We start from the raw sequence: 26,511 nt of genomic DNA on the forward strand, positions 1-26,511 counted from the left end.
TCCTCCCGGCGTCCGGTGGAATCATGTCCTGCGGATCGCCCATGGGCCTATCTGATAGGTACAGCTTTCAGATAGGTTTGAGGAGATAGACCACTATGCCGTCCGGGTCGATCGCTTCGCCGATCGGATTGGCCATAGCGCAGAAACTGTCTGACTCGCCGTCTCCTTCATGCCTTACCAGCAGCTATAACCGCCGTCGGCCAGCACGATGCTGCCGGTCATCAGGCTCGCCGCGTCGGATGCCAAGAAGGCGACGACCGACGCCACTTCCTCCACTTCGCCCAGCCGCCCCATTGGCGTCGAATCGATCCAGCGCCGAACCATCGGCCCTTCCTTGTCGGCGAAAGCATTCAGCGGCGTGCGGATATAGGTAGGCGCGACCGCGTTGACCCGCACGCCGCGGTCCGCCCATTCCGCCGCCAGGCTCTTCGTCAATTGATGCACCGCCGCCTTGGACGCGTTGTAATAGCTTTGCGGCTGCGGCCGGTTGACGATGACGCCGCTCATCGATCCGACATTGACGATGCTGCCCCGGCCCCGCTCCAGCATGAAACGGCCAAAGGCGCGCGCACACCAGAAGGTGCCGTTCAGATTGACGTCGATGACATTATGCCAATGCTCGTCCGCCACCGCCTCCGCCGGCGTATCGCTGCGTGCGACGCCGGCATTGTTGACGAGGATGTCGATCGCGCCGATCCGATTGGCGGTCGCCGTCACCGCATCACTGTCGGTCACGTCCATCACCACGCCGTCGACCGACAGCCCCTTCGCCGTCATCGCCGCGACAGCCACGTCGATCGTGGCGGAATCGAGGTCCGCGATCGTCACCGCCGCGCCCATTTCGCCCAGCGCCTCGACACAGGCCAGGCCGATGCCGCTCGCGCCACCGGTGACAAGCGCGCGCCGGCCGTCCAGTTTCAGTCGCTCCAGATACATGGGCAATCCTTCAGGGCAGATAAGGCGCGCAGGGCATGGGTGGTTCATAAGCTGCCTCCCCTTCCGCAAGTCGATAGACCAGCCGATTGTCGCGCGTGAACGCATCCCAGGGCAGGCGGCCGTCGGTGGCGAAATCGACCCAGATGCGATGGACCCGGTCGGCCAGCGCTTGCGGCGGCGCTTCGCCGCACAGCCCTTGGGGGCCGGTAACGCTGGCCAGCGTGTCGAAAACGAAAGGCAGTTCCATCGCATGCGCCGCGCCCAAACCGTCGGATCGGGGGCCGCCGAACAGCGGCGACCGCCATGCGAACTCATACATATGCGTACGCCCGCGATGCTCCTCGGCGAAACGACGGGCGGGCCAGCGGAACACCAGATCGTGCAGGGCATCGGTGAAGGCGTGGCCGGGCTTCACGCCCTCCGCGCCCATGCCATAGGCCTTGAGCAGCTTGCGCGCCTGCAGCTGATGCTTGTGGACGAACCAGGTCGCGAGCAGGCGGCCCAGCTTCTCCCGCACGCCGGTCGGCACGAAATAGAGGTTCATTTCCTCCGCATTGGTGCCGATCAGCAGGTCGACCTGCGCCCCTGCCCCGGCCTTGAGCGCGTCGAGCGGTTTTTGCGGCAGGACATCGTCGCCATGGACCGGGACGAAGCGGCTGATGCCGAACACCGGCTCCCGCCCGTCGGCGTCGCGCAGGTCGAGCCGCGCGGTCGGCAGGCTGACCTTCTCCATCGCGTCCAGCATGTCGCCCGGTGCGACCGACCGGAATCCGGCGGCGTCGGGTGCGATCTTCACCCGCTTCGCCAGCGCCTTCACCAGGCGTTGCGCAACGCCGATGTCGCGGGTCATCGCGCCATGGCCGCTTTGCGCGATGGCGCGGCGGAACAGCCCTTTGGCTAGCGGCGAGGCGATCAGGTTCGCGACCGACATGGCCCCGGCGGACTCGCCGAAGACGGTGACGTTGGCGGGATCACCACCAAAAGCCGCGATATTGTCCCGCACCCATTGCAACGCGAAAATCTGGTCGCGCAGGCCCAGATTTGTCGGGATCCCGGGAATAGGCAGGAAACCTTCGATCCCGAGCCGATAATTGATCGCCACCAGCAGCACGCCGTCGCGGGCGAAGGCGCTGCCGTCCTGCACCGCTGCGTCCTTGCTGCCCAAAACGAAACCGCCGCCATGGATGAAGACCATGACCGGCAACGCGGTCCGATCGTCAGCCGGTTTCCAGATGTTGAGGGTCAGATAATCCTCGCCGGGAAGCCAGCCCTTGCCCACCAGCGCCTCGACATCGACGCCCGGCACGCCGCGCACCCGCTGCGGCGCGCTGGCGCCGGGTGCCTGCGCATCGCGCACGCCGTCCCAACATTCGGGCGGTTGCGGCAGGGCGAAGCGGCGGTCGCCGATCGGCGCGGCGGCATAGGGGACGCCCAGAAAGCGGGCGACGCCACCGACCATCGCGCCGCGCACCAGGCCGGCCCCCGTCGGCACGATCATCTCCATTGCATCCGCTCCTCTCACTCTTGCGCGGCAGCATAGGGTGCGGATGATGCGGCATGGAGCGAAAAGCCTTTGCCGCACCGCACGCCCATGGTGCCGAACGGCTGGACACAGAAGCCGGAGAGGCGCCGCAACATCGCGAGATAAATAGGCAATAATTGCTAATGCGATTGACTCGCATTCTACATTTCGGATAACGGCCCGGTCATACCGCCAAGGACCATGCCATGCCCGTTCCCGCTCGATCCGCCCTTTTCGCCAGCGCCATGTTGCTGCTGCCTCTCCACACCGCGAAAGCGGCCGAAGCGGATGCTTCGGTAACGGAGAAGAGCGAGATCATCGTCACCGGCATCGCCGATCATCAGACCAGCAGCGCAACGGGCCTGGCCCTGACGCCGCGCGAAACGCCGCAGTCGATCACCATCATCAATCGCGAGCGGATCGAGGATTATGCCCTCACCAATGTCAACGATCTGCTGGCGCAGGCGGTCGGCATCAATGTGGAGCGGGTCGAAACGGATCGCACGCAATATAACAGCCGCGGTTTCGACGTGACTAATTTCCAGATCGACGGCATCGGCCTGCCGCTGATTTCGGGCATCCAGTTCGGCGACATGGACACCGCCCTCTTCGAAAATGTGGAAACGATCCGCGGCGCCAATGCGATCATGACCGGGATCGGCAATCCGTCCGCAACGATCAATTATGTGCGCAAGCGGCCGCTGGATGAATTCCGGGCGACAGTCTCCGCGCAGGCGGGATCGTGGAACCAGTGGCGGCTGGAAGGCGATGTGTCGGTGCCGCTGACCGACACCATGTCTGCCCGGCTGATCTACGCCCATGAGGAGAAGGACAGCTATCTCGACTATAATCACGTCAACCGCGATGTGATGGGCGGTATCGTCAGTTGGCAGGTGACGCCACAGCTCAAAGCGACCATCGGTTATGCGCGGCAGGAAAATAACGCCGATGGCGTACTGTGGGGGGCGTTGCCTCTGGTCTATAGCGACCTTACCCAGATCAGCTATCCGCGCTCCACCTCCACCAGCGCCGACTGGACCTATTGGAACACGACCGACCAGAACGCCTTTGCCGAACTGGCCTATGGCTTCGACAATGGCTGGTCGGTCAAAGGCGTCTTCACCTACAAGCAGTTCGACGAGCAGGCAAAGCTGCTCTACGCCTTTGGCACGCCGGACAAGCAGACGGGCCTGGGCGTCTATGGCATGACCGGCATTTATCCGTCGGCCTTCAAACAATATCTGGGCGATTTCTATGCCTCCGGCCCCGTCACCCTGCTGGGCCGCGAACATAGCGTCGCTTTCGGCGTCTCGACCGCCTCCGCCCATAGCAAGGAGTGGGAAGGCTTTTCCGCCGATCTGCTGGAATATCCCGCCATCGGCCAATGGGACGAGGGCCTGTTGGCCGAGCCGGCCTATCCCGATCCCTATCTGGCGTCCGACTATAAGGACCGCCTGACCCGCGTCTATGGCGCGGCGCACCTCAAGCTGACGGACAAGCTCAAGGCCGTGGTGGGCGGCAGCCTCATGTGGCTCAAGACAACCGGCACCGCCTATACGGTCGATCAATATCGCAAGGATAGCAAGTTCAGCCCCTATGCCGGCCTGATCTTCGATCTCGACAAGCATGTCTCGCTCTATGCGAGCTACACCGACATCTACAATCCGCAGCCCGAAGTGGATGTGGACAACCATCGTCTCGCTCCGGCCAAGGGCACCAGCCTTGAGGCGGGAATCAAGAGCCAGTGGTTCGACGGTCGCCTCTACGCCACCGCCGCCGTCTTCCGCGCCAAGCAAAGCGGCCTGGCCGACTATGCCGGCACGTTCGAGGATAGCGTGCGCAGCTATTATATCGGCGTCGATACGACCTCGACCGGGTTCGAACTGGAGGTCGCCGGCAACATCACCGACCAGTGGAGCCTGAGCGGGGGCTATACCCATCTCGACATAGAGGATGACGACGGCGACGACACCCGCACCTGGCTGCCGACGCGCACCCTGAAATTGTCGACGACCTATATGATTCCCCAACTCAGCGACCTCAAGCTGGGTGGACAGCTGCGATGGCAGAATGCAATCAGCACGGAAGCGGACGGGGCCACCGTCCGGCAGAAGGGATATGCCGTGCTGGACCTGATGACGAGCGTGAAGCTGGCCGCGCATGTCAGCGCCAGCGTCAATGTGCGCAACGTCACCAACTCGCGCTATCTCAACAGCCTGATGTGGGGCCAGGCCTATTATGCCGCGCCGCGTAGCGCGCTGGCGACCATGAGGCTCGATTTTTGAGCAAGGTTTCCGCTCGCCCGCTGCGCAGTGGTTGGCGTTATCGCGCCAATGTGGCTTTGCGCACGATCGCCGGGACGGTCGGCGCCTATGGCGTGGCGGCGCTCGCGGCGGCGGCGCTGGCGCGCACTTTGCCGATGGCACGGGTTGAGGCGGTGACGATCGCGACCCTGATGGCCTATATGGTGGCGCCCGCCGTTACGATCTGGGCCTTTCTGGCGCGCGGGCCGTGGCGCGCGATCGCTGGTGTCGCGCTGGCGGCGGCGGCGCTGGGCGGCATCGCCTGGATCGCGGGGCAACCGGCATGAGCGGGACGAGCGCGATGGTGCGTGACGGCGCCCGTCAGGCGATGGCCTGGCTGCATGGCTGGACCGGGCTGCTGTTCGGACACATCCTCTTCATCATGTGTCTGGCGGGCACGTTGAGCGTATTCAAGCCGGAGATCAGCCGCTGGATGCGTCCGGAGGTCAGCGGGCAGGCCGATCCTGTCCGGGCGATCACTGCGGCTACCGACTGGCTGTCGGCCAACACGACCGGATCGACCGGCTGGTATCTGGCTGCGCCGGACGGCCGCTCCAATGTCGTCGAAGCGTCCTACGACAGTGGCGGCGCCTATCTCAGTCGCGCGCTCGATCCGGTGAGCGGCGCGCCGGTGGCGCGCGACACGCTGGGCGGGGAATTTTTCTATCGCCTGCATTTTGAACTGGAACTGCCCTATCCCTGGGGCCGGTTGCTGGCATCGCTGGCGGCCATGCTGATGCTGGTGGCGATCGTCACCGGCGTCATCGCGCACAAGCGCTTCTTCAAGGACATCTTCACCTTCCGCCCGGCCAAGGGGCAAAGATCGTGGCTGGACGGGCATAATGCGCTGGGGGTGCTGTCCCTGCCCTTCCACGTCATGATCACTTTCACCGGCCTGCTCACGCTGGCGTCGCTCAACATGCCCTGGGGCATGACGGCGGCCTATGGCGATGATCTGATGGCGCTTTACAGCGACCTGACCCCCGGTGCGGTGACGAAGGCGCCGACCGGGACCAAGGCAACGCTCGCGCCGATTGGGCCGATGCTGGCGCGGGCCCAGCGCCATTTCGCAGGTGCCCCGGTAAATCGGGTCTACATCTTCAATCCGGGAGATTCCGGCGCTGTGGTCACCGTCTACCCGGTCGAGACGGCATCGATCGGCTATCTGCCCGCAGAGATCAGCTTCGACGGCGCGACCGGCAAGGTGCTGAAGGCCTGGACCGAAAAACGCGCGGGCATCCGGACCTACCAGACCATCTATGGCCTCCATATGGCGCATTTCGCGCCGCTCTTGACGCGCTGGCTCTATTTTCTGGGCGGCGCGATGCTGACCCTGGCGATCGCCAGCGGCATGGTTCTCTGGATCGTCAAGCGACGCGAACGCGCCCCGCTGTCGATCGGCAACCGGCTACTGGAACGGCTGAATGTCGGCGGGCTGGCGGGCGTACCGATCGGTATGGCGGCGTTCCTGGTCGCCAATCGTCTGCTGCCGCTAGGCCTGGCGGCGCGCGCGCAGCAGGAAGTGTCGGTGGCGCTATGGAGCGCAGGCGCGGCGCTGCTGCTCGGGCTGGTCCTGCCGCCCGCGCTTGGCTGGCCGCTGTTGCTCGGCTTGCTGGCGGCGCTGTGCGCCCTTGCCGCTGCCCTGGGACCGATCTGGGCGGGGGACGTGACGGTCATGGCCGGCAATATGCTGCTGACCGCAATGGCGGTTGCGCTGGCCCTGCTGGTCTGGAAGCAGTTGCGCCGCCGCAGCGCCCCGACGCCGGTGCGTCGCCGGATGGCGCCGGCATGATGCTCACCATCGGCCTCCTCTACCTCGCCCTGTTCGCGCTGGCGGGACGGATGCAGCGGCATCGGCCGGTTTTGCTGGATATATGGCAACGTCGTTCCTGGGTCGCCCATCTGGAACTGGCGGGCTGGACGCTGCTGGGTCTGTCGCTGCTCAGCCTGTGGCTGTGGACGGATGTCGGCATGGCTCTGGTCGCCTGGATCGGCCTGCTGCCGCTGCTGGGCAGCGTTCTGGTGCTGGGCATGACCTATCGCCCGGCGGTGCCGCGTGCGGGCGTAGCGGCGGCGGCTGTGCTGACGATCGCCGGGTTGCTGATCTAGGCCTTCATGTCGATGGTGGCGATCAGGCCGCCATCCTCGGCGTTGCGCAGCCGCACCGAAGCCTCGAAACTCATCGCCAGCGACCGGCTGATGGTGAGGCCGATGCCGGTGCCGTGGCGCCCGCCCGGCTGGCTGCTGGCGCCGCGGGTAAAGGGTTCGAACATCTGGTCTAGCTGATCGGCGGGAATGCCGGGGCCATGATCGCGCACATGGATCAGCAACCTGCCGCCCGATCGCGCGCAGCTAATTTCCGCGCTGCCGCCATAGCGCACGGCATTGTCGACCAGATTGGCGATGCAGCGGGTCAGCGCATTGGGCTTGACGCGCACCGTGCCGCCGCACCCGCGCAGGAAACGAACAGGCGCGCCCAGTTCCTCGGCATCCTCCGCCATGCTCGTCAGCAGCGAATCGATGTCGAGCGCCGACCATTCCTCGCGCGCCTCGATACTGCTGGCGAGATCCAGCCCTTCGCGCACCAGGGTCTGCATCGCCTGATGATCCTGCAACAGGCGCGCGCGCAGTTCTTCATTCTCGACCAGTTCCAGCCGCAGCCGCAGACGGGTCAGCGGCGTCTGGAGATCATGGCTGATCGCAGCGAGCAGTTGGGTCCGTTCGGCAAAGCCCGCGCGCGCGCGGCGCTGCATGAGATTGAAGGTGGACAGGGCGGCGCGCACTTCCTCCGGTCCGCGTTCGGGTATCTCCTCCGGGTCGAGCGAGACGGAAAAGGCCTCCGCCGCCTGTTCCAGCCGCCGCAGCGGTTTCGACACGATGCGCGCAACCAGAATCGCCAAGCCAGCCGAAGAGGCGATGATGACGATCAGGTAGAGCGGGTTGAAGATGGTGCTGGGCGGCTTGGCGAGACGCGGGAAGCTGAGGGCGATCGCCCGGCGCTGGCCGATACCGTCGGTATAGCGCACCACCCAGCAATCCGGGCGCGGCGCATCGACAAGCCCCGCCACGAATTCCTTGGATTTGTAGCGATCGGGGAAGCAGAGGCCGGCAGGCACCTGGCCCGCTTCCGGCTGGGATTGCGGGCCAAAGCGCGCACGCAGAAGGGATTCGAGGTCGGAATCCGGCTCGTTCAGGCTTATGCCTTCAGGCGCGGGCGCTACGCCGATGATGCTGTGCGTCGCCATCATCTTTTCGATGCGCTTTGGATCTCTGCGGAAACGATCGGCGACATCGACCGCGCTGGCGATGACACGCTGGCGGCGCACCCGTTCGAAGTCATGCCGGCGCGTCTGTTCCGCCACCAGCAGCGCGATGATCGCGGCGACCGACATGCCCAGCGTCAGGATCAGGAAAATCTGTCCCGCCATCGACCGGAAGAAAGCGCGCGCGCGCCCGAACGCCTTGCCGATCATGAATGCTCCACCGAACAGGCGAGGACATAGCCTTCGCCCCGGACCGTCAGGATCAGATCCTCGCCACCCGGCAGCGTCGAAAGCTTGTGCCGCAACCGACTGATCTGCAGGTCGATCGACCGGTCGAACGCGGCGGTGGCGCGCCGTTCGGGCAGCAATGTCTCCCGGTCCAGCACGACATTGGGTTCGTCGATGAAACGGCTGAGCAGTCGAAATTCGGCCGAGGACAGCATCACCAGCCGGTCGTCGGGGGCGACCAGCCGGCGCTGCACCATATCCACCCGCCACGGGCCGATATGGGCGTAGCGCGTGGTGCCGGCGCGTGCCGCGACCCCGCTGCGCCCGCGCCGCAGCAAATTGCGGATGCGCACCAGCAGTTCGCGCGGCTCGAACGGCTTGGTCAGATAATCGTCGGCGCCCAGTTCCAGCCCCAGCACCCGGTCGATCGCGCTGCCGCGCGCGGTCACCATGATGATCTGCACGTCCGATCCCTCCGCCCGCAGTTCGCGGCACAGCGACAGGCCATCGCCGTCGGGCAGGTTGAGATCGAGGACAATGAGGTCGACCGCCTCGTCGCGCAGCGTCTGGCGCAGGTCGCCGAGACTGGCGGCGGCCAGCAGGCGATAATTTTCCTGCCGCAACTGCCCGACGATCAGGTCGCGAATATCGGCGTCGTCATCGACCACCAGCACCGTGGCGGGACGGAAGGATGCAGCATCGACCATGGCCTGTCCTAGCGCGCGACGGGTTAAAAGTCTGCGCTTCTTCGCGCCTGATACAGGCCGATACAAAGCGATACGAAGTTGCGCGCTCATGCAACGCGTCGTCGCATTCCGAAAAACAGTCGCTCTACCATGAGACGGGCAAAGCCGCGAAGAGGGCCTTGTCGGCTCCCCTGCCGACGCCAACGGAGTCCTTGCGATGCCTAACCCTGCCATCCTGGCTGGAAACCCGGTGCAACGGCCCGAATCGGTCGCGCACGTCCCTCCCCCCTCCCCCTCGTGCGCCCGGTCCGGTCTCCTCCATGCATCGGCAGGCATCGCAGGGATCTGTCCGGCACGCCTTCGAGGATAAGCGTCAGACCATGCTCATTTCCGCCACCCTGCGCAGCCTTCGGGTCGCACCGATCGCTCTTGGCCTGTCGCTTGCGGCATGTGGCCAGCAAAAGCCGCCGCAAAAAGGGCCGGTGGAAGTGGGCGTGGTCACGCTGAGCACGCAGGACGCCACCGTGTCCAGCGAGCTGCCCGGCCGCACCGTATCGACCATGATGTCGGAAGTGCGGCCGCAAGTGGCGGGGCTGATCCAGAAGCGGCTGTTCACCGAAGGATCGATGGTCAGCGCCGGCCAGCCGCTCTACCAGATCGACGCACGTCTCTATCGCGCGTCGCGCGACGAGGCGCAGGCCAGTCTGGCCAGTGCGCAGGCGACCGCCGCAGCGGCGCAGGCCAAGGCGCAACGCTATCGCAGCCTGGGCGATACCGAAGCGGTGAGCGCGCAGGACCGCGACGATGTAATCGCGACCGCGCGCCAGGCGAGCGCCGCGGTGCAGCAGGCGCGCGCCAGCCTTCAGACCAGCAGCGTCAATCTCGACTTCACACTGGTCCGCGCGCCGATCAGCGGTCGTATTGGTCGCACCCTGTTCACCCCCGGCGCGCTGGTGACGACCAGCCAGACCGACCCGCTGACCACGATCCAGCAGCTCGACCCCATCTATGTCGACGTGACCCAGTCCAGTTCGCAGATTTTGGCGCTGCGCCGGTCGCTGGCGGCGGGCAAGACGCTGGCGGCCAGCGCGACCATCCGCCTGAAACTGGAAGATGGCACCGACTATCCCCAGGAAGGCCGGATCGAATTCGCCGAGCCGATCGTCGACGTCAACAGCGGCACGGTGACGTTGCGCGCGCGCTTTCCCAATCCTGACGGGCTGCTGATGCCCGGCATGTTCGTCCGCGTGATCGCGCCGCAATCGGTGGTGCCCGGCGCAATTCTGGCGCCGCAACAGGGCATCAACCGCGATCCCAAGGGCAATGCCACGGCGCTGGTCGTGAACAAGGCGAACAAGGTCGAACGCCGTATCGTCACCGCCGCTCAGGCGATCGGCGACAAATGGCTGATCACCGCGGGTCTCAAGGCCGGCGACCGCCTGATCGTCGAGGGCACCGACAAGGTGAAGGCCGACGACGTCGTAAAGCCTGTCGCCATCAAGACAGCGCAATAGGAGCCGGCCCTTGCTCAGCCGCTATTTCATCGAACGGCCGATTTTCGCCTGGGTCATCGCCATCGGCATCATGCTGGCGGGTCTGGGCGCGATGCTGTCGCTTCCCATCGCCCAATATCCCGACATCGCCCCGCCCGGCGTCGGCATCAGCGCCACCTATCCCGGTGCCTCGGCCGAAACCGTGGAAACCAGCGTCACGCAGGTGCTGGAACAGCAGCTGACAGGCATCGACGGCCTGATGTATTTTTCCTCTTCCTCGACCGCTACGGGGCAGGCGCGGATCACCGTCACCTTCCAGAAGGGGACCGATCCCGACACCGCGCAGGTGCAGGTGCAGAACCGGGTGCAGCAGGCGCTCAGTCGCCTGCCCAATGCGGTGCAACAGCAGGGCCTTTCCGTCACCAAGCAGCAGACCGACTTCCTGATGCTGGTCGGCCTCTACGACGAGACGGACACGGCGACGCAGGCGGACATCGCCGATTATCTGGTCAATAATTTTCAGGACCCGATCGCGCGCATCGACGGCATCGGCGCAACCCAGATTTTCGGCTCGCAATATGCGATGCGGGTGTGGCTGGACCCCTATAAGCTGGCCGCCGTCAAACTGATGCCGTCGGACGTGCAGAGCGCAATTTCGGCGCAGAATGTCGAAGTGTCGGCGGGCCAGATCGGCGCCGACCCGGCGCCCGCCGGGCAGCAGATCAACGCAACCGTGACGGCGCGCGCGCGTCTGCAGACACCCGAACAGTTCCGCAACATCATCGTCAAGACCCAGACAGATGGATCGATCGTCCATCTGTCCGACGTGGCGCGTGTCGAATTGGGCAATGAAAGCTACACCACGGCGGCGCGACTGAACGGCCACCCGGCTTCCGGCGTCGCTTTGCAACTGGCGCCGGGCGCGGACGCGCTCAAGACCGCGGAACTGGTCAAGGCCAAGGTCGCGGAACTCTCGTCCAGCCTGCCGCACGGTTACAAGGTCGTCTTTCCGCGCGACACGACACCCTTCATCAAGCTGTCGGTCGAGGAGGTCATCAAGACGCTGCTCGAAGCGGTCGCGCTGGTCGTGGTGGTGATGTTCGTTTTCCTGCAAAGCTGGCGCGCGACGCTGATCCCGGCGATCGCGGTGCCGGTGGTGCTGCTGGGCACGTTCGGCATTCTCGCCTTGTTCGGCTATTCGATCAACACGCTGACCCTGTTCGGCATGGTCCTGTCCATCGGCCTGCTGGTCGACGACGCGATCGTCGTGGTGGAAAATGTCGAGCGCATCATGGAGGAGGAAGGTCTCTCCCCGCGTGAGGCGACGATCAAGTCGATGGAGGAGATCGGCAGCGCGCTGGTCGGCATCGCACTCGTCCTCTCCGCCGTATTGCTGCCCATGGCCTTTTTCGGCGGATCGACCGGCGTCATCTACCGCCAGTTTTCCATAACTATCGTGTCGTCGATGCTGTTGTCGGTGGTCGTCGCGCTGATCCTGTCGCCGGCGCTGTGCGCGACCATCCTCAAATCCGCGAGCGAGGAACATCGCGACAGGGGCTGGGCCGGCAAGTTCAACCGCTGGTTCGAGCGACTGACCGGCGGTTATGTTCGCCGCACGGAGCAGGTGCTGGGCCGCCGCAAGCTGTTCTGGGGCCTGTATGTCGTCGTGCTGGCGCTGCTGGTGCTGCTCTTCGTGCGCCTGCCATCCAGCTTCCTGCCGGTCGAGGATCAGGGACAGGTGATGGTGCAGGTCACGCTGCCCGCCGGCGCCAAGTCCAGCCGGACCGCCGCTGTCATCGACCAGGTGCAGAATTATTTCCTGAACGATGAAAAGGACAATGTCGCCTACGCCTTCATCATGACCGGATTCAGCTTCCAGGGCCAGGGCGAGAATGTCGGCCAGGGCTTCATCAACCTAGCGCCATGGGACGATCGCAAGGGGGCGGCGAACACGGCCGGGTCTATCGCCGGGCGCGCCACCAAGCAACTTGCCGCGATCCGCGACGCCAGGGTGCTGGGCATGACGCCGCCGGCCATCCGTGGCCTGGGCCAGTCGAACGGCTTCACCTTCGAACTGCTCAACAATGGCAGCCTCAGCCGCGCGCGTTTTCTGGAGCTGCGCAACCAGTTGATCGACGCGGCGTCGAAGGATCCCTTGCTGGCCGGCGTACGCGCCGCTTCGCTGGAGGATACGCCGCAGCTCAAGGTGGATATCGACAATGAGAAGCTGGCCGTTCTGGGCCTGACCCAGAGCAGTGTCGACAACGTGCTCAGTTCCGCCTGGGGCAGCACCTATGTCAACGACTTCGTCGATCGCGGTCGGGTGAAGCGCGTCTATATGCAGGCGGATGCGGCCTATCGCGCGCTGCCGACCGATATCGACAACTGGATGGTGCGGTCGAGCAGTACCGGCGAAATGGTGCCCTTTTCCGCTTTCGCGACCACCCATTGGACGATGGGACCGAGCACGATGGCGCGCTTCAATGGCCTGTCCTCCTTCGAGATTCAGGGCCAGGCTGGCGCGGGCGCCAGTTCGGGCGAAGCCATGGACCGGATGGTCGAACTGCAGAAGCAGCTGCCCGCCGGCACCAGCTATGCGTGGAGCGGCCTGTCCTATCAGGAGCAACTGTCCGGCGGTCAGGCGCCGCTGCTCTATGGCCTGTCGGTGCTGGTCGTATTCCTGTGCCTCGCCGCGCTTTATGAAAGCTGGTCGATCCCGCTGGCGGTGCTGCTGGTGATCCCGCTCGGCCTGGTCGGCGCGGTCATCGCGGTGTGGGCGCGCGGGCTGGAGAATAATATTTTCTTCCAGGTCGGTTTGCTCACGACCATGGGCCTGGCGGCGAAGAATGCGATCCTGATCGTCGAGTTCGCCGAACTGGCGCACAAACAGGGCAAGGACGCGCTGTCCGCAGCGCTGGAAGCGGCACGACTGCGCTTCCGCCCGATCCTGATGACCAGCCTCGCCTTCATCGCCGGCGTCATCCCGTTGGCGATCGCGACGGGCGCAGGCGCACAGAGCCGTGTTGCAATCGGTACGGCGGTGGTCGGCGGCATGACGACCGCGACGGTGCTGGCTATCTTCTACGTACCGCTCTTCTTCGTCACCATCGCCAGCCTGTTTGGCGCTAGCGAAGGGAAGGCCGCGCCGCCTGCCCCGGCGCCCGATGCAGGAGTTCCGGCATGATCCGCCTTCGCTTGTCGACCGTCTCGCTATTGGCGCTCGCCGGATGCAACATGGCGCCGACTTATGTGCGGCCGGCGGCGCCCGTGCCGCCAACGCTGCCCAGCGGCGAAGCCTATGCGCCAGGCCAGGCGGGACAACAGGCCGGGCTGGCCTGGACCGAGCTGATCGGCGACGCAAAGCTCCGCACCGTCATCGACCGCGCGCTCGCGAACAATCGCGATCTGCGCGTCGCGCTTGCGAACATCCAGTCGGCGCGGGCGCAATATGGGGTGCAGCGCGCCGCCCAGTTGCCCACCATCACCGCCGACGCCGGCGCCAGCTTCACGCGCCAGAATGACAGCAGGCAGAATAATTACAGCGCCGATGTCGGTTTCAGCGCGTTCGAGATCGATCTGTTCGGCCGCGTCCGCAACATGGCCCAATCGGCGCTGGAAACCTATCTGGCGACCGAGGAAGGCGCGCGATCGACCCGGATCACGCTGATCGCCGAGACGGCAACCGCCTATGCGACGCTGGCGGCTGACCGGGAACTGCTGGCGGTTTCTCGCCAGACGCAGGCGAGCGCCCAGCGCACGCTGGACATCACCCGCAAGCTCAATGGCGCCGGCCTTACCGGCAAGCTGGACGTCCATCAGGCCGAGACGACGGTAGAGCAGGCGGCGTCGGACGTCGCCGCCAACATCACCCAGGTCGCCCAGGATCGTAACGCGCTCGACCTGCTGGTGGGCGCCCCGGTCGAAGAGGCATTGCTGCCCGGCTCGCTCGACAGCCTGATTGCCGGCATCGCCAAGGTGCCGGCCGGCCTGTCGTCGGACGTGCTGCTTCGGCGGCCCGACGTGCTGCAGGCGGAGCATCAGCTCAAGGCCGCCAATGCCGATATCGGCGCGGCGCGCGCTGCGATGTTCCCGACGATCAGCCTGACGTCGGCGATCGGCGTGGCGAGTTCCGCCCTCTCGTCGCTGTTCACCGGCAGCGGTTTCGCCTGGTCCGCCAGTCCGTCGGCCAGCCTGCCGATCTTCGGCGGCGCGAACCGCGGGAATCTGGACTATAGCAAGGCGCAGCGCGATCTCTATGTCGCCCAATATGAAAAGGCGGTCCAGACAGCCTTTCGCGAAGTCGCCGACGGGCTGGCGCGCGAAGGCACGATCGACGCGCAACAGGCGGCGCAGCGGCGGCTGGTGGCGGCCAGCCAACGGGCCTATGATCTGGCGGACCAGCGCTATCGCTCGGGGATCGACACGTTCCTGACCGCGCTGACCAGCCAGCGCGTGCTCTACAGCGCTCGGCAATCGTCTATTTCTACCGACCTTGCCCTGGTGAGCAACCGGGTGCTGCTCTATCGGGTGGTCGGCGCAGATCAGTAAGCCGCCATGTCCCTTTCTTTCCCCTTCTCCCGCGCCACGAATCTGTTATCATGCGCGGATAATAAGGGAGAGGAACCATGCTGCTACTGGCACGGTGTCTGGATTGGCTCTGCAAGTTATTTGCGTCGGGCGCGCAGGATGAAGTGCGCCTCAACGAATTGATATCGCGCTGCGGCGCGCGCGACCACATGCCGCGCCGCCCCTGACGGCGTCAGGCTAGCGCGGCAGGCCAGTGCGCTCGGACGACGCCAGCCGCTTGGCCGTCGTCAGCGTCTGACCGATGAACAGCAGCACTAGAATCGCGCCGATTATTCCCACGAACAGGTCGAACCCCGACACCGCGCCGAACCAGCCGGGGGCATAGCCCAGCAACATCATCGCGATCGTCAGCCCGATCAGCAGCAATCGCAATTCGGTCGGGCCGGCCGCCAGATAGGATAGTTTGAATTCGCCCAGCACCCGCGCCGACAAATAGGCGTGGATCGACAGCAGCAGATAGCCCGCCAGCGCGACCAGCGCGACGTCCATGCGGATATAGGGGCTGGCCCCCATGCCCGCGAGGATCAGCAAGGTGGCCAGGCCATCGCAGCTATGATCGATGAAATAGCCGTAGGACGGCCGCTCGATATGGCGGAACCGCGCCAGGCTGCCGTCCAGGGAGTCGCCGAACCATTGCAGCGCATAGCCTGCGATCGCGAGCCATAGCCAGTCGACGCCCCAGTTGCTGGCGGCATAACCGGCGAAAATGGCGAATGCGCCGACCATGCCCAGCGCGGTCAACATGTCGGGCGTAACCCAGCGCGGCATATGGGCGCACAGCCAGTTGAGCAGGCGCCTTTCCGCCACGGCGAGAACATTCTGCTGGATACGGGCGATGGGCGGGGCCGACTGGCCGGATGGCAATGACATGGGGCTTTATGACGGAAGGATGACGAATAGACAATATTCGTTGCGCCGCACCGATTAAGCCCATTGCCTGTTCCTTGGCTTCCGGGCCAAAGGCGCATGATCGGGCGGGACGCCCCGTGGAGAAGCATATGAGTAAGGACCGGCCCCAGGATGTGCGCGATATCGTGGTAAGGATGGAACAGAGGCCATCCAATCCGGTCCGCCGTGCGCGGCTGATGGTGGAGCAGGAAGTGCCCCCGGCCCGCCGTGGTCCGGGATGGGACCGGCATTGGCGCGAACTGGAGGCCTATCTGGACGATGGCGTCGCCTGGAAGATGCCGCAGGGTCTGGACGACACGCTATCCGAATCCGACGAAGACAAAAAAAGAGCCGATCCGAAGACCAGCTCGTAAAGTTTTAGGAGAGGATGCCTGAAAGGCAGCTTCTTTGTGTACCAAATGGTGAGTTTTTGCAAGTGCGAACGGTGCGCTCGCAATTGCAAAAACTGCATCCCTGGCGCGGTACAGCCATTTCCGTAGCGGAATCGCGCAGGATGGCGTGGTGGAATTCCTCTGATATCCGTCGTCATGTGCCGCTCGAATTGCTGCGCCGGCTCACGCTCTGATCCGCAATGTCGCCAGCGCCGCCAGCAGCAGCGTCCCAGCGGCGAAGGCCATGGTCCAGATCGGGTCGCCGGGGAAGAAGGCCTTCATGACCGATCCCATCGCCGTCGCCACCAGCAACTGCGGCAGCACCACGAAGATGTTGAACACGCCCATATAGACGCCGAGCTTGGCCTGCGGCAGGCTGGAGGCGAGCATGGCATAAGGCATGGCCAGGATCGAGGCCCAGGCGATGCCGACCCCCACTTCGCTCAGCAACAGCAGGTCTGGATCGCGCACGACCAGAAAGCTGGCGAAGCCAGCCGCGCCCGCGACCAGGCACAGCGCGTGGGTCGGCGCCTTGCCGATCCGCCCCGCAAGCCAGGGCAGCAGGGTCAGGGCCGCAATCGCGGCGACGCCGTTATATACCGAAAAAAGCACCCCCACCCAATTGCCACCGGCCTGATAGGCGGCGCTGGCGGGATCGGCCGACCCGAACATATATTGGGCGACGACCGGCGTGGTGTGAATCCACATGATGAAGAGCGCCGACCAGCTGAAGAACTGGATCAAGGCCAGTCGTCGCATGATCGGCGGCATACCCCCGATATCGCCCACGATATGCGCCAGCATATGCGCGCTTCGCCCCGTGCGCGCCAAGTGGATCGCGATCAGGCTGGCCAAGCCATAGCCCGCCAGCAGCGCGGCGAGCAGATAGACTTCCTTTTCCATCGCCCACAGAGCGACCAGCAGCGCGACGACCGCGCCCGCGCCGATCCAGGCAAAACATGGACCGATGGCGCGGCTTGCCAGATCGGGCGCTGGGGTGGCTGTTTCGTCGGCATCGGCAAAGGCGCGCATCTGGTCCGGCGCATATTCTCGCGTCGTCGATACCGTCCAGAGCACAGCGGCCAGCAATGCGGCGGCGCCCGCCCAAAAACTGTAGCGAACGGTGTCGGGCACCTGTCCCGCCGCCGCGACATTGGCGACCCCCAGATGGTCGAGCAGATAAGGGAAGAGCGACCCCACCACCGCGCCGGCGCCGATGAAGGCGGTCTGCACCGCATAGCCGATCGTGTGCTGATCCTTGCGCAACATGTCGCCTACAAAGGCGCGGAACGGCTCCATCGAGATATTGAGGCTGGCGTCGAGCATCCACAGCAGCAACGCCGCCATCAACAGCCCGTCGCTCTGCGGCATTCCCAGCAACGCCAGTGCAGAGAGGATCGCGCCGGCCAAAAAATAGGGACGGCGACGGCCGAGCCGACCGAGCCAGGTGCGGTCGGAAAGATGCCCGACGATGGGCTGAACCAGCAATCCGGTCAGCGGTGCGGCCACCCATAAGGCGGACAGGTCGTCGATGCTGGAGCCCAGCGACTGGAAGACCCTGCTCATATTGGCGTTTTGCAGCGCGAAGCCGATCTGGATGCCGAAAAAGCCGAAACTGATGTTCCACAATCCGGCAAGGCCCTGTCTCGGCTTGTCCATAGCTACCCCTCCCGTCGCCGCGGCCGGCTCGCCACCCGCCTGCATCAAACCGCGAGCGGTCGCATGGCATGATGGACAGGACAAGCTGCGTATACGAATTCATTCCGGATCGCCATTTCGCCCTGAAGCCAAGCTGCGGAAATCGCTTGCCAGCCTTCAAATCGGTCGTGTTTACAGTCGGTAGATCGGGAAAATATTGGCCAGTCGATCCTATCGGGTGGCGACAGCATGATGATCGCGCGCTCCGGCGCAGCCCCGCGCTCGACCGCCTTGCCCGGTTCACGGCCGACCTGTCCCGCATCGTGACGGTTCCTGTCCTACAGGCCGCGCCGATGCTATGCCCGTTACGGCTCTTTCCCATCGTCGTCGCCCTGCCCAACGGCGCATCCGGGTTCTTCGCCTGTAAACTGCATCTAAATTCCGCACATGCGACATGAACGAAGTTCCGGAAGTTCCGGATTGACCCCCACACCTCATATGAAACAAAATGTCGAATCCAGGACATTAATATCAAGCCAGCGGAAGATATGCGACGTTAAGCGCCAAGCATCCCTCCCTCACCCTATCCGATCGGCGGTGGCATTGCGCAGTTGTTCGCGAAACCATGTAAGGCCGGTGTCTGCCGCCCGCGCATGATGATATTGCAGCATTTCCCGCATGATCGGTAAATCAACGGGCGCATCCACGATGCGCAACGGCAATCTTGACGCCATTACCTGAGCCAGCCTTTCGTGCATCAGCGCCAGTCTGGTCGTTCCGGGCAACATCCAGGCAGCCTGGCTAAAGGCCGCGCAAATAATCTCTATCCGGCGGCGATCACCATTCTCCCGCAGGTGATTTTCGATGAACGTGCCATCGCGTGAAACGCTCACCGCGACGTGGCCGGCGCTGTAGTAAAGTTCTTCCGTGAGAGGCTGGTCCAGCAACGGATTGCCCGACCATCCTACAACCACATGCCGTTCTTCAAACAGAAGTTCGCGCGGATGCGGCCCTTCCAGAAAGCGCTCGGGCGCGACAATGAAATCGAGTTCGCCATCCTCCAGCCGTTCGTGAATATCGTTGCGCGGCAGCGTGATCTCGATCCTGATGCCCGGCGCCGACTTCTGCAATCGCTCGAGCATCGGGCCGATCAGAACCGTCGTGACATAATCGGACGCGACGATCCGAAAAATGCGCTGGCTCTGTGATGGATCGAAGCTGAGGCCACGCGCGATTAGGCTGCGCAGATCCGCCACTACCGCGGAAATTTCCGGTGCAAGAGACAGAGCCGCCGCGGTTGGAATCATCTTCTTGCCATGCTGCACCAGGATCTCGTCGGCAAAGGCTTCCCGCAGGCGGCGTAGCGCGGCGCTCATTGCCGATTGCGTCAGGTTCAGGCGCCTGGCCGCACGAGTGACGTTCCTCTCCTCCACCAATATGTCGAATGCCACCAGCAGGTTGAGGTCAAACCGGTCCAGCCTCATAATCATCAATCCTATTGATCGTTTTCAACATATATCATCCATTTTACTGCTTTTTTAAATCATGTCACCTCGCGTCCATCCCGCACAGATCGGGCTTAAAGGGAGGAAGCATGAAAAGCATTTTTTGGAGCGCGACGATGTTGGCCGGCGTGATCGCGCCACAGGTCGCGATCGCGCAGGATGCGGATACGCAATCCTCCGACGGTGGACTGGAAGAAATCGTCGTGACCGCCCAAAGGCGCGAGGAAAGTCTGCAAAAAGCCGCCATCGCCGTCACCGCCGTCACAGGCGATGATCTGACCCGGTCGGGCATCACCGAAACGTCGAACCTGGGCAAGCTGGTGCCGGCCCTCGTCGTGCAACCCACGGGCGGAACGACCAGCTTCTTCCTGCGCGGCGTCGGCACCAATTCGCAGAACAGCTTCTCCGAAAACGCGATCGCCTTCAATTTCAACGGCGTCTATGTCGGCCGCCCGACCGCACCCGCCGGCGTCTTCTACGATCTGGAGCGGGTCGAGGTGGTCAAGGGACCGCAGGGCACGCTGTATGGCCGCAACGCCACCGGCGGCGCGATCAACGTCCTGCCCAAACAGCCGATCCTGGGTAAGTTCGGCGTCGAAGGGCTGGCCGAATATGGCAATTATGACAGCAAGAAGGGCTTTCTGGCGGTCAACGTGCCCATTGGCGACATCGCCGCGCTGCGTGTCGCGGGCCAGGTGGTAGATCGCGACGGCTATATTTCCGACGGCTATGACGATGACAAGGGCGAGGCGGTGCGCGCATCCTTCCTGCTCAAGCCGTCGGACATCTGGTCGATCAACATCGTCGGCGACTATTATCATCAGGGTGGAAAAGGCGGCGGTGCGGTACTGCTGCCCAGCAAGGCCTTTGCGGTGCCGTCGGTCGACGACCGGGTCAGTATTTCCGATCCCCGCGCGATCGCGGCGATCAACGGCTATGCCTCCACGCTGTTCGCCCCGCCCTTCTGCGCAGGTGGTTTCATCGCCAGCGGCTGCATCGAAAATGCCGGCAGCGACGGCTATCTCGACAATCATTTCTATGGGCTGAGCGCGCAGGTCGATGGCGACATGGGCTTTGCCACGCTGTCCGTCATCCCCGCCTGGCGCAAGTCGGAAGCGAATTTCCGCACCTATCTCCCCGGTTTTCGGGGCGAGATACAGGATAATGCGGAACAAATGTCGCTGGAAGCGCGGCTGACATCGGCCTCCGACCAGCGTCTGCGCTACGTGCTGGGCGCCTTCTTCTTCAACGAGCAGCAGGACACGCTCAACTATTTCCGTCAGGGCCGGATTTCCACCACCCGCTTCACCCCCCGCCTCAAGACGCAGAGCCTGGCCGCCTTCGGCCAGTTGACCTTCGACATCAGCGACGATCTGCGCCTGATCGGTGGCGGGCGCTATACGCGGGAAGACAAGTCGCAGTTGACCGCGTCGGTTGGCGGCGGATTGCCCGGCCCTGTCGATCCGCCGCTGGGCGCACCGATCACCGGCGACCTTACCTTTACCAAATTCACCTGGAAGGCCGGGGTCGAATATGACGCCGGTCCCGCGTCGCTGGTCTATGCCAATGTCGCGACCGGCTTCAAATCGGGTGGCTTCTTCGTCGCGGCCCCGCCGAGCAACAGCTTCGCGCCTGAAAGCCTGACCGCCTATACGGTCGGGGCGAAAAACCGCTTCTTCGGCAACAAGCTCCAGCTCAATATCGAAGCCTTTTACTGGGACTATAAGGACCAGCAGGTGACCTTCGTGGGCGGCGTGCGGACCGGCAACGGCCTGTTCGCGCAAGGATCGCTCACCGCCAATGCGGGCAAGTCGCGTATCTTCGGTACGGAAGTGGAGGCGCGCTTCGCCCCCACGCGCGACGATCTGTTCAACGTCACCGTCCAATATCTGAACGGCAAATATAAGAGCCTCCAGACCGCTAATTTCTCGCCCACCGGCGCGCCCGTCACGACTGGCTGCACGATCACGGGAACGCGGCTCGCCAATCCCGGCATCAATAACGCGCGCTTCTACGACATCGATTGTTCGGGCAAGCCGACCGTCAATTCGCCCAAATGGGCGATCAACCTGGGCTATCAGCACAGTTTCCGCATCGGCGGGGACATGGCGCTGGTCGCGGGCGCCCGGTCCAGCATCGAATCCAGCCGCTTCCTGAACTCCAACTTCCGGCAAGAGGAAAAGCAGGGCAGCTTCATGATGTCCGACGCGTTCCTGACGCTGGAAGGGCCGCAGGACAAATGGAGCGTCACCGCCTTCATCAACAATATCGAGGACAAGGAAGTGCTGGCCCGCGCGGGCACGCGCCCGATCCTCGACTTCCCCGTGGGTACGCTGCGTCCGCCGCGCACCTATGGCGTGCGCCTGGGCTTCAACCTGTGAGGACCATGTCCGCCCGGATCACCTGTGCGGCGCTATCCGGCGTGCTCGCCCTGCTGGCCACAGCGGCGGCGGCCGCGCCGCCGCGCACCGCCTTCGTCACATTGGGGACGATGGGCGGTCCGGTGCCGGACGGGCATCGGTCGCAACCCGCCAACGCCATTGTCCGCGATGGGAAAACCTACCTGGTCGATACCGGAGACGGCACGGTGGAGCAGATGGCGCGGGCGGGCCTCCCTCTGCCGACGGTGCGCGCCATTTTCCTCAGCCACCTGCATGTCGATCATATCGGCGGACTGGCGGCTATATTGGGATTGCGCAACCAGACCGACGCGCGCGACGTGCTGGCCATCTATGGCCCGCCCGGCACGCGCGAACTGGTGGCCGGGCTGATCGCCGGTCTCCAGCCGTCGGCCAAGGCGGGCTATGGCATTCCCGGCAAGTCCTGGACCCCGCCCGAAAACACCGTGTCGGTGATCGAATTGCGCGACGGCGAAACCATCGACGTGGACGATATGAAAGTCGGCGTCGCGCAAAATACCCATTATGACTTCGCGCCCGGCAGCGTGGAGGATCGCAACTACAAGTCCTTCGCACTGCGGTTCGACCTGCCGGACCGGTCCATCGCCTATACCGGCGACACCGGACCCAGTACCGCCGTCGAACGGCTGGCATCGGGCGCCGACCTGCTGGTCAGCGAAATGATCGACATGGGCGCCACTATGGATCGCGTCGCACGCACCAGCCCCAACATGCCCGCCAGCGTCAAGGCGACGATGGTCCAGCATCTGACCACCCATCACCTGACGCCGGAAGAAGTCGGCGCTTTGGCCGCACGGGCCAAAGTGAAGGCGGTGACGGTCACCCACATGGCCGGTGGAACGCCCGATGCCGCACGGACCCGCGCCTATGTCGCCACCATCGGCAAAAGTTTCACCGGACCGGTCGCGATCGCCAACGATCTCGACCGCTTTTGATTGCCCTTCCGCCCCCTTCTCATGAGGCTCTGAACCGACCATGGACAACTATAATATCCTCATCATCGGCGGGGGCATAGGTGGTCTCACCTCCGCGATCGCCCTGCGCGGGAAGGGGTTCGACGTCACCGTCATCGAACGCGATCCCGACTGGTCGGTTTATGGCGTCGGCATCATCCAGCAGTCCAACGTGCTGCGCGCCATGGCGCATCTGAACCTGCTGGACGAATATGTCGCGGCCGGCGCAGGCTTCGACACGGTCGAAATATTCGCGCCCGACGGTACGAAGGTCGCGCGCGTCCCCTCCCCGCGTCTGGTCGAAGGCTATCCGGCCAATCTCGGCGTCGGCCGCCCTGCCCTGCACAAGGTTCTGGGCGATCGCACGATCGCATCGGGGGCCACGGTGCGGCTGGGCGTCACCGCGACCAGCATCGATGATCAGGGCGATCGGGTGGTCGTGCAGTTTTCCGACGGCACGCAGGACAGCTTCGATCTGGTCGTGGGCGCGGACGGCGTCTATTCGCAGACCCGCACGCTGCTGTTCCCCGACGCGCCGTCGCCGCACTATACCGGCCAGGCGGTCTGGCGCTACAACCTGCCCCGCACCGAAGGCATGGACTCGCTGCAAGCCTATAATGGCCCGACCGGCGTCGGACTGGTGCCGATTTCGCCCAGCCTGATGTATATGTTCGTGACCACCGCCGAACCGGACAACCCTCGTTATCCGCGCGAAGGACTGGCCGCCGCCATGCGCGCAAAGATCGCCCGTTGCTCGCCCGCCATCCAGGCGCTGGGCGACCAGATCACCGACGATGACGGCGTGGTCTATCGGCCGCTCGAAGCGTTCATGCTGGACGGTCCCTGGCATAAGGGCCGCGTCGTCCTGCTGGGCGATGCCGTCCACGCCACGACACCCCATCTGGGTCAGGGCGCGGGCATGGCGATCGAGGACAGCATCGTGCTGGCGGAAGAACTGACGAGCCATGCCGATCTGGACGGCGCGCTGACCGCCTATCGCGACCGGCGCCACGATCGCTGCCGCTATATCGTCGAAAAATCGCTCGAAATCTGCATGGGCCAGCTCGGTAAAGGCGCGCCCGTCGACAATCATAAAGCCACCGCAGAGATGTTCGCGATGGTATCCCAGCCGATCTGAAGGAAGTCATAATGAGCCGCGTTACAGAAATTCGCTACATGGGTTACGCCCTGCCCGATCTGGAGGCCGAACGCGCCTTCTACGCCGACCAGTGGAAGCTGGTCGAGGCTGGGGAAAAGGATGGCATGGTCTATTTCGCTGCCGATGGTGGCGATGAACATCATGTCGTGCGCCTGCGTCAGGCCGAAGAACAGCGTATCGACGTGATCGCGCTGGCCGCCGACAGCCGCGCCGATGTCGACGCCCTGCATGACAAGGTCGTCGCCTCGGGCTGCCGCATCATCTTTGCGCCCAAGGATCTGGATTCGCTGGGTGGTGGCTACGGCTTCCGCTTCTTCTCACCGGACGGCCTGACCTTCGAAGTGTCGAGCGACGTCGCCCGCCGCACCCCGCGCGACCTGGTCCGTTGGGAAGGCGTGCCGCAGAAGATCAGCCACATCGTCCTGCACTCGCCCGATCACAAGGCGATGGTCGAATGGTTCTGCGACGTGCTGGGCTTCAAGGTCAGCGACTGGCTGGGCGATTTCATGTGCTTCCTGCGCTGCAACAGCGCGCATCACCGCATCGCCTTCCTGCCCGGACCGCCCTGCCTCAACCATGTCGCCTATGACATGCTGACGATTGACGACATGATGGTCGGCGTCAACCGGCTGCGGCTCAAGGGCACCGACATTCGCTGGGGTCCGGGTCGTCACACGGCGGGCAACAACACGTTCAGCTATTTCACCACGCCCGCCGGCTTCGCGGTCGAATATAGCTCCGAACTGGAGGATGTGGACTTCAATGCCCATGAATCGAAGGTCCATGCCCCCGCACCCGGCATTATGGACCAGTGGGGCATCGGCGTCGGCGGTCCCCAGACCATGCCGCATGCCGCGCCCGACAAGGGTCTGTTCCAGGCTGTGGAGGTCTGAGCTATGGCTTTGTTCGAATATTTCCCCAACTATATCTGGAACCTGTCGGTCGCGATCGCGATGGAGAGCGGCGGGCGCATCGGCGAGATCGTCGACATGTGCCAGCCGATCAAGGATGCAGCCGCCTCCGGCGCGGACGCGGGCACGCCCATGTTCATGGCGCAGTGGGTCGCGATGGCCGACAAGCTGATCGACCTGGCGGCGGAGGATGAGGCGCAGGGCCGCGCCTTCTCCGCCTCCGACAAGCTGGAGCGCGCGTCGCTCTATCTGTTCAATGCAGAGCGGATGCAGGGCCACGGCCATCCCGGTCGCCAGGCCACCTATGCCAAGGCGCGCGACACGTTCGACCGCTCGACCGCGCTCGGCCAGATCAACCGTCGGCGCGTGGACATTCCCCTCGCCACCGGCACCATGCCCGCGCTCTACACAAGCGCGCCGGGGAATGGCCCCCATCCGGTCGTGGTCTATTGCAACGGCCTCGACAGCTGCAAGGAACTGCTCTACTGGTCGCGTCTACCCGAAGCGCTGGCGCGTCGTGGTATCTCGACCCTCTGCGTCGATCAGCCCGGATCGGGCGAAGCGCTGCGCCTCCAGAATCTCCCTGTCGATCCGCACAGCGAAAACTGGGCAAGCAAGGCCGTCGACTGGCTGGAGCAGCAGGACGATGTCGATCCCAAGCGGATCGGCATGACCGGCATTTCGCTGGGCGGCCATTTCGCCCCGCGCGCCGTCGCCTATGAACCGCGCTTCGCCAGCGGCGCGGTCTGGGGCGCGAACCATAATTGGGCCGAGGTCCAGCAGAAGCGCATGAAGCGCGAGGGCGAGAACCCCGTCCCCCATTATTGGGCGCATGTCATGTGGGCCTTTGGCGCGAGCGACATGGACGACTTCCTGGCCAAGGCGGAGGGCATGAACCTCAACGGCCATATGGACGGGATCAAGGTGCCCTTCCTCGTCACCCATGGCGCGAAGGATCGGCAGATCAGCGTCGATTATGCGCATGACTGCTACGACCAGCTCGTCAACAGTCCCCGCCGCGCGCTCAAGCTGTTCACCGAGCGAGAAGGCGGCGTCGAACATGTCGGCGCGGACAATATGTCCTATGGCCGCGACTATATCGCCGACTGGTTCGCCGACACGCTGGGCGGCAAGACCGCGTGAGGACTGCGGAAGAACAGTTGGGCCGCATCACCCCCTATATCGCGCGGGAGACGATCGTCAGCGCTGTGATCAACGGGGTGATCGGCGCGCTGTTCTTCTTCATCATCTTCGGCTCGGCGGACCATATTGCGGTGGGAGAATGGCACTATGCCGTCGATTTCCTGTGGCAAAGCGTCGCCGTGGCGCTCATGGCCTGTCTCGTACCCGGCCTGATCGCGCGGCGCGCCCAACTGACGGGGCGGCTGGGCATCCGGAGTGGCAGCCCCGCTACAATCCAATGGCTGTTGAGGGCCGCCTTCCTCTCGATCCTGTCGGCCCTGATGCTGGGCGCCGCAATCGCATTTCTCTGGCTGGTCAGCGACGTCGCCACGCTGCACTGGCGATACGCCCTTGGCATCAAGATCATCTACGGCGCCGCCCTTGGCGCATGGGTCACCTGGCGCGTGCTGCGACGCATGGTCGGCGGCGCGCCCCTCATCTAGGA

The 26,511-nt window shown here is 64.3% G+C and carries 22 protein-coding genes; 15 read left to right on the forward strand and 7 right to left on the reverse strand.

The features are described 5' to 3' along the window. Nucleotides 1-174: 174 nt before the first annotated feature. Nucleotides 175-936 (reverse strand): SDR family NAD(P)-dependent oxidoreductase, encoded by a 762-nt coding sequence (locus ABT375_RS20010; protein ID WP_416465764.1) that lies wholly within the window; start codon nucleotides 934-936, stop codon nucleotides 175-177. 10 nt (nucleotides 937-946) lie between these two features. After that, a complete protein-coding gene (locus ABT375_RS20015; RefSeq protein ID WP_416465766.1) occupies nucleotides 947-2,440 on the reverse strand; it encodes a carboxylesterase/lipase family protein in 1,494 nt (497 codons plus the stop codon). Between the two features lie 224 nt (nucleotides 2,441-2,664). Between ABT375_RS20015 and ABT375_RS20020 the strand changes: the two genes are divergently transcribed. Genes ABT375_RS20020 through ABT375_RS20035 form a run of 4 tightly spaced genes read left to right on the forward strand, consistent with a single transcriptional unit; the run spans nucleotide 2,665 to nucleotide 6,870 of the window. Next, nucleotides 2,665-4,743 carry a TonB-dependent siderophore receptor gene (locus ABT375_RS20020; protein ID WP_416465768.1) on the forward strand — a complete coding sequence of 693 codons (2,079 nt, stop codon included), beginning with the start codon at nucleotides 2,665-2,667 and terminating at the stop codon, nucleotides 4,741-4,743. Further along, a complete protein-coding gene (locus ABT375_RS20025) occupies nucleotides 4,740-5,048 on the forward strand; it encodes a ketohydroxyglutarate aldolase (RefSeq protein WP_416465769.1) in 309 nt (102 codons plus the stop codon). The genes ABT375_RS20020 and ABT375_RS20025 overlap by 4 nt, the downstream gene beginning before the upstream one ends. After that, entirely contained in the window at nucleotides 5,045-6,553 is a 1,509-nt protein-coding gene (locus tag ABT375_RS20030; protein ID WP_416465771.1) for a PepSY-associated TM helix domain-containing protein, read from the forward strand. Before ABT375_RS20025 ends, ABT375_RS20030 begins: the two co-directional genes overlap by 4 nt. Further along, on the forward strand, nucleotides 6,550-6,870 hold the full coding sequence (locus ABT375_RS20035) for a DUF3325 family protein (RefSeq protein WP_416465773.1): 321 nt from the start codon (nucleotides 6,550-6,552) through the stop codon (nucleotides 6,868-6,870). The genes ABT375_RS20030 and ABT375_RS20035 overlap by 4 nt, the downstream gene beginning before the upstream one ends. Here ABT375_RS20035 and ABT375_RS20040 read toward each other — a convergent pair. Beyond that, entirely contained in the window at nucleotides 6,867-8,234 is a 1,368-nt protein-coding gene (locus ABT375_RS20040; RefSeq protein WP_224546866.1) for an ATP-binding protein, read from the reverse strand. The two genes, ABT375_RS20035 and ABT375_RS20040, sit on opposite strands and share 4 nt — an antisense overlap. Continuing rightward, nucleotides 8,231-8,959, reverse strand: coding sequence for a response regulator (locus ABT375_RS20045; protein WP_416465775.1), 729 nt, complete (start codon nucleotides 8,957-8,959; stop codon nucleotides 8,231-8,233). The genes ABT375_RS20040 and ABT375_RS20045 overlap by 4 nt, the downstream gene beginning before the upstream one ends. A gap of 359 nt (nucleotides 8,960-9,318) precedes the next feature. On the opposite strand from ABT375_RS20045, the gene ABT375_RS20050 reads away from it, so the two are divergent. Genes ABT375_RS20050 through ABT375_RS20060 form a run of 3 tightly spaced genes read left to right on the forward strand, consistent with a single transcriptional unit; the run spans nucleotide 9,319 to nucleotide 14,979 of the window. After that, entirely contained in the window at nucleotides 9,319-10,452 is a 1,134-nt protein-coding gene (locus ABT375_RS20050; protein ID WP_416465777.1) for an efflux RND transporter periplasmic adaptor subunit, read from the forward strand. 10 nt (nucleotides 10,453-10,462) lie between these two features. Then, the gene (locus ABT375_RS20055; protein ID WP_416465779.1) at nucleotides 10,463-13,615 is read left to right on the forward strand and encodes an efflux RND transporter permease subunit; all 3,153 of its coding nucleotides are present in this window, start codon (nucleotides 10,463-10,465) and stop codon (nucleotides 13,613-13,615) included. Then, entirely contained in the window at nucleotides 13,612-14,979 is a 1,368-nt protein-coding gene (locus ABT375_RS20060) for an efflux transporter outer membrane subunit (RefSeq protein ID WP_416465780.1), read from the forward strand. The genes ABT375_RS20055 and ABT375_RS20060 overlap by 4 nt, the downstream gene beginning before the upstream one ends. A gap of 216 nt (nucleotides 14,980-15,195) precedes the next feature. Here ABT375_RS20060 and ABT375_RS20065 read toward each other — a convergent pair whose 3' ends face one another. Then, the gene (locus ABT375_RS20065; protein ID WP_224546870.1) at nucleotides 15,196-15,888 is read right to left on the reverse strand and encodes a CDP-alcohol phosphatidyltransferase family protein; all 693 of its coding nucleotides are present in this window, start codon (nucleotides 15,886-15,888) and stop codon (nucleotides 15,196-15,198) included. 128 nt (nucleotides 15,889-16,016) lie between these two features. On the opposite strand from ABT375_RS20065, the gene ABT375_RS20070 reads away from it, so the two are divergent. Together ABT375_RS20070 and ABT375_RS20075 are read left to right on the forward strand one after the other, a co-directional pair. Then, a complete protein-coding gene (locus tag ABT375_RS20070; protein WP_416465782.1) occupies nucleotides 16,017-16,280 on the forward strand; it encodes a hypothetical protein in 264 nt (87 codons plus the stop codon). Nucleotides 16,281-16,294: 14 nt separating this feature from the next. Continuing rightward, a complete protein-coding gene (locus tag ABT375_RS20075) occupies nucleotides 16,295-16,492 on the forward strand; it encodes a hypothetical protein (RefSeq protein WP_416465783.1) in 198 nt (65 codons plus the stop codon). On the opposite strand, the gene ABT375_RS20080 is transcribed toward ABT375_RS20075, so the two are convergent. After that, nucleotides 16,482-17,957 (reverse strand): MFS transporter, encoded by a 1,476-nt coding sequence (locus ABT375_RS20080; protein ID WP_261937312.1) that lies wholly within the window; start codon nucleotides 17,955-17,957, stop codon nucleotides 16,482-16,484. The genes ABT375_RS20075 and ABT375_RS20080 overlap by 11 nt on opposite strands. Before the next feature lie 557 nt (nucleotides 17,958-18,514). After that, nucleotides 18,515-19,420 carry a LysR family transcriptional regulator gene (locus ABT375_RS20085; RefSeq protein ID WP_224546875.1) on the reverse strand — a complete coding sequence of 302 codons (906 nt, stop codon included), beginning with the start codon at nucleotides 19,418-19,420 and terminating at the stop codon, nucleotides 18,515-18,517. A gap of 110 nt (nucleotides 19,421-19,530) precedes the next feature. Here ABT375_RS20085 and ABT375_RS20090 point away from each other — a divergent pair, with 110 nt between their 5' ends. From ABT375_RS20090 to ABT375_RS20115, 6 genes are read left to right on the forward strand one after another with little or no spacing between them, the layout of a single operon-like run. Beyond that, nucleotides 19,531-21,822 (forward strand): TonB-dependent receptor, encoded by a 2,292-nt coding sequence (locus ABT375_RS20090; protein WP_416465785.1) that lies wholly within the window; start codon nucleotides 19,531-19,533, stop codon nucleotides 21,820-21,822. A 5-nt stretch (nucleotides 21,823-21,827) separates the two neighbouring features. Further along, a complete protein-coding gene (locus ABT375_RS20095; RefSeq protein ID WP_416465787.1) occupies nucleotides 21,828-22,796 on the forward strand; it encodes an MBL fold metallo-hydrolase in 969 nt (322 codons plus the stop codon). 40 nt (nucleotides 22,797-22,836) lie between these two features. Then, nucleotides 22,837-23,952, forward strand: coding sequence for an FAD-dependent oxidoreductase (locus ABT375_RS20100; protein WP_261937315.1), 1,116 nt, complete (start codon nucleotides 22,837-22,839; stop codon nucleotides 23,950-23,952). A gap of 11 nt (nucleotides 23,953-23,963) precedes the next feature. Then, a complete protein-coding gene (locus ABT375_RS20105) occupies nucleotides 23,964-24,866 on the forward strand; it encodes a VOC family protein (RefSeq protein WP_416465789.1) in 903 nt (300 codons plus the stop codon). 3 nt (nucleotides 24,867-24,869) lie between these two features. Continuing rightward, entirely contained in the window at nucleotides 24,870-26,027 is a 1,158-nt protein-coding gene (locus ABT375_RS20110; RefSeq protein WP_416465791.1) for an alpha/beta hydrolase family protein, read from the forward strand. Then, nucleotides 26,024-26,509: a hypothetical protein gene (locus ABT375_RS20115; RefSeq protein ID WP_416465793.1), complete on the forward strand. Its 486-nt coding sequence runs from the start codon at nucleotides 26,024-26,026 to the stop codon at nucleotides 26,507-26,509. Before ABT375_RS20110 ends, ABT375_RS20115 begins: the two co-directional genes overlap by 4 nt. Nucleotides 26,510-26,511 lie beyond the last annotated feature (2 nt).

This window comes from Sphingomonas sp. VDB2, from assembly GCF_047946695.1.
Taxonomy (GTDB): domain Bacteria; phylum Pseudomonadota; class Alphaproteobacteria; order Sphingomonadales; family Sphingomonadaceae; genus Sphingobium; species Sphingobium bisphenolicum.

Bases quoted from the DNA above. Each gene is read 5' to 3' on its own strand.
- ABT375_RS20040 (WP_224546866.1), bottom strand. From the start codon at position 8,234: ATGATCGGCAAGGCGTTCGGGCGCGCGCGCGCTTTCTTCCGGTCGATG.
- ABT375_RS20010 (WP_416465764.1), bottom strand. From the start codon at position 936: ATGTATCTGGAGCGACTGAAACTGGACGGCCGGCGCGCGCTTGTCACC.
- ABT375_RS20065 (WP_224546870.1), bottom strand. From the start codon at position 15,888: ATGTCATTGCCATCCGGCCAGTCGGCCCCGCCCATCGCCCGTATCCAG.
- ABT375_RS20090 (WP_416465785.1), top strand. From the start codon at position 19,531: ATGAAAAGCATTTTTTGGAGCGCGACGATGTTGGCCGGCGTGATCGCG.
- ABT375_RS20035 (WP_416465773.1), top strand. From the start codon at position 6,550: ATGATGCTCACCATCGGCCTCCTCTACCTCGCCCTGTTCGCGCTGGCG.
- ABT375_RS20085 (WP_224546875.1), bottom strand. From the start codon at position 19,420: ATGAGGCTGGACCGGTTTGACCTCAACCTGCTGGTGGCATTCGACATA.
- ABT375_RS20100 (WP_261937315.1), top strand. From the start codon at position 22,837: ATGGACAACTATAATATCCTCATCATCGGCGGGGGCATAGGTGGTCTC.
- ABT375_RS20110 (WP_416465791.1), top strand. From the start codon at position 24,870: ATGGCTTTGTTCGAATATTTCCCCAACTATATCTGGAACCTGTCGGTC.
- ABT375_RS20075 (WP_416465783.1), top strand. From the start codon at position 16,295: ATGCCTGAAAGGCAGCTTCTTTGTGTACCAAATGGTGAGTTTTTGCAA.
- ABT375_RS20020 (WP_416465768.1), top strand. From the start codon at position 2,665: ATGCCCGTTCCCGCTCGATCCGCCCTTTTCGCCAGCGCCATGTTGCTG.
- ABT375_RS20060 (WP_416465780.1), top strand. From the start codon at position 13,612: ATGATCCGCCTTCGCTTGTCGACCGTCTCGCTATTGGCGCTCGCCGGA.
- ABT375_RS20015 (WP_416465766.1), bottom strand. From the start codon at position 2,440: ATGGAGATGATCGTGCCGACGGGGGCCGGCCTGGTGCGCGGCGCGATG.
- ABT375_RS20050 (WP_416465777.1), top strand. From the start codon at position 9,319: ATGCTCATTTCCGCCACCCTGCGCAGCCTTCGGGTCGCACCGATCGCT.
- ABT375_RS20045 (WP_416465775.1), bottom strand. From the start codon at position 8,959: ATGGTCGATGCTGCATCCTTCCGTCCCGCCACGGTGCTGGTGGTCGAT.
- ABT375_RS20070 (WP_416465782.1), top strand. From the start codon at position 16,017: ATGAGTAAGGACCGGCCCCAGGATGTGCGCGATATCGTGGTAAGGATG.
- ABT375_RS20030 (WP_416465771.1), top strand. From the start codon at position 5,045: ATGAGCGGGACGAGCGCGATGGTGCGTGACGGCGCCCGTCAGGCGATG.
- ABT375_RS20105 (WP_416465789.1), top strand. From the start codon at position 23,964: ATGAGCCGCGTTACAGAAATTCGCTACATGGGTTACGCCCTGCCCGAT.
- ABT375_RS20095 (WP_416465787.1), top strand. From the start codon at position 21,828: ATGTCCGCCCGGATCACCTGTGCGGCGCTATCCGGCGTGCTCGCCCTG.
- ABT375_RS20080 (WP_261937312.1), bottom strand. From the start codon at position 17,957: ATGGACAAGCCGAGACAGGGCCTTGCCGGATTGTGGAACATCAGTTTC.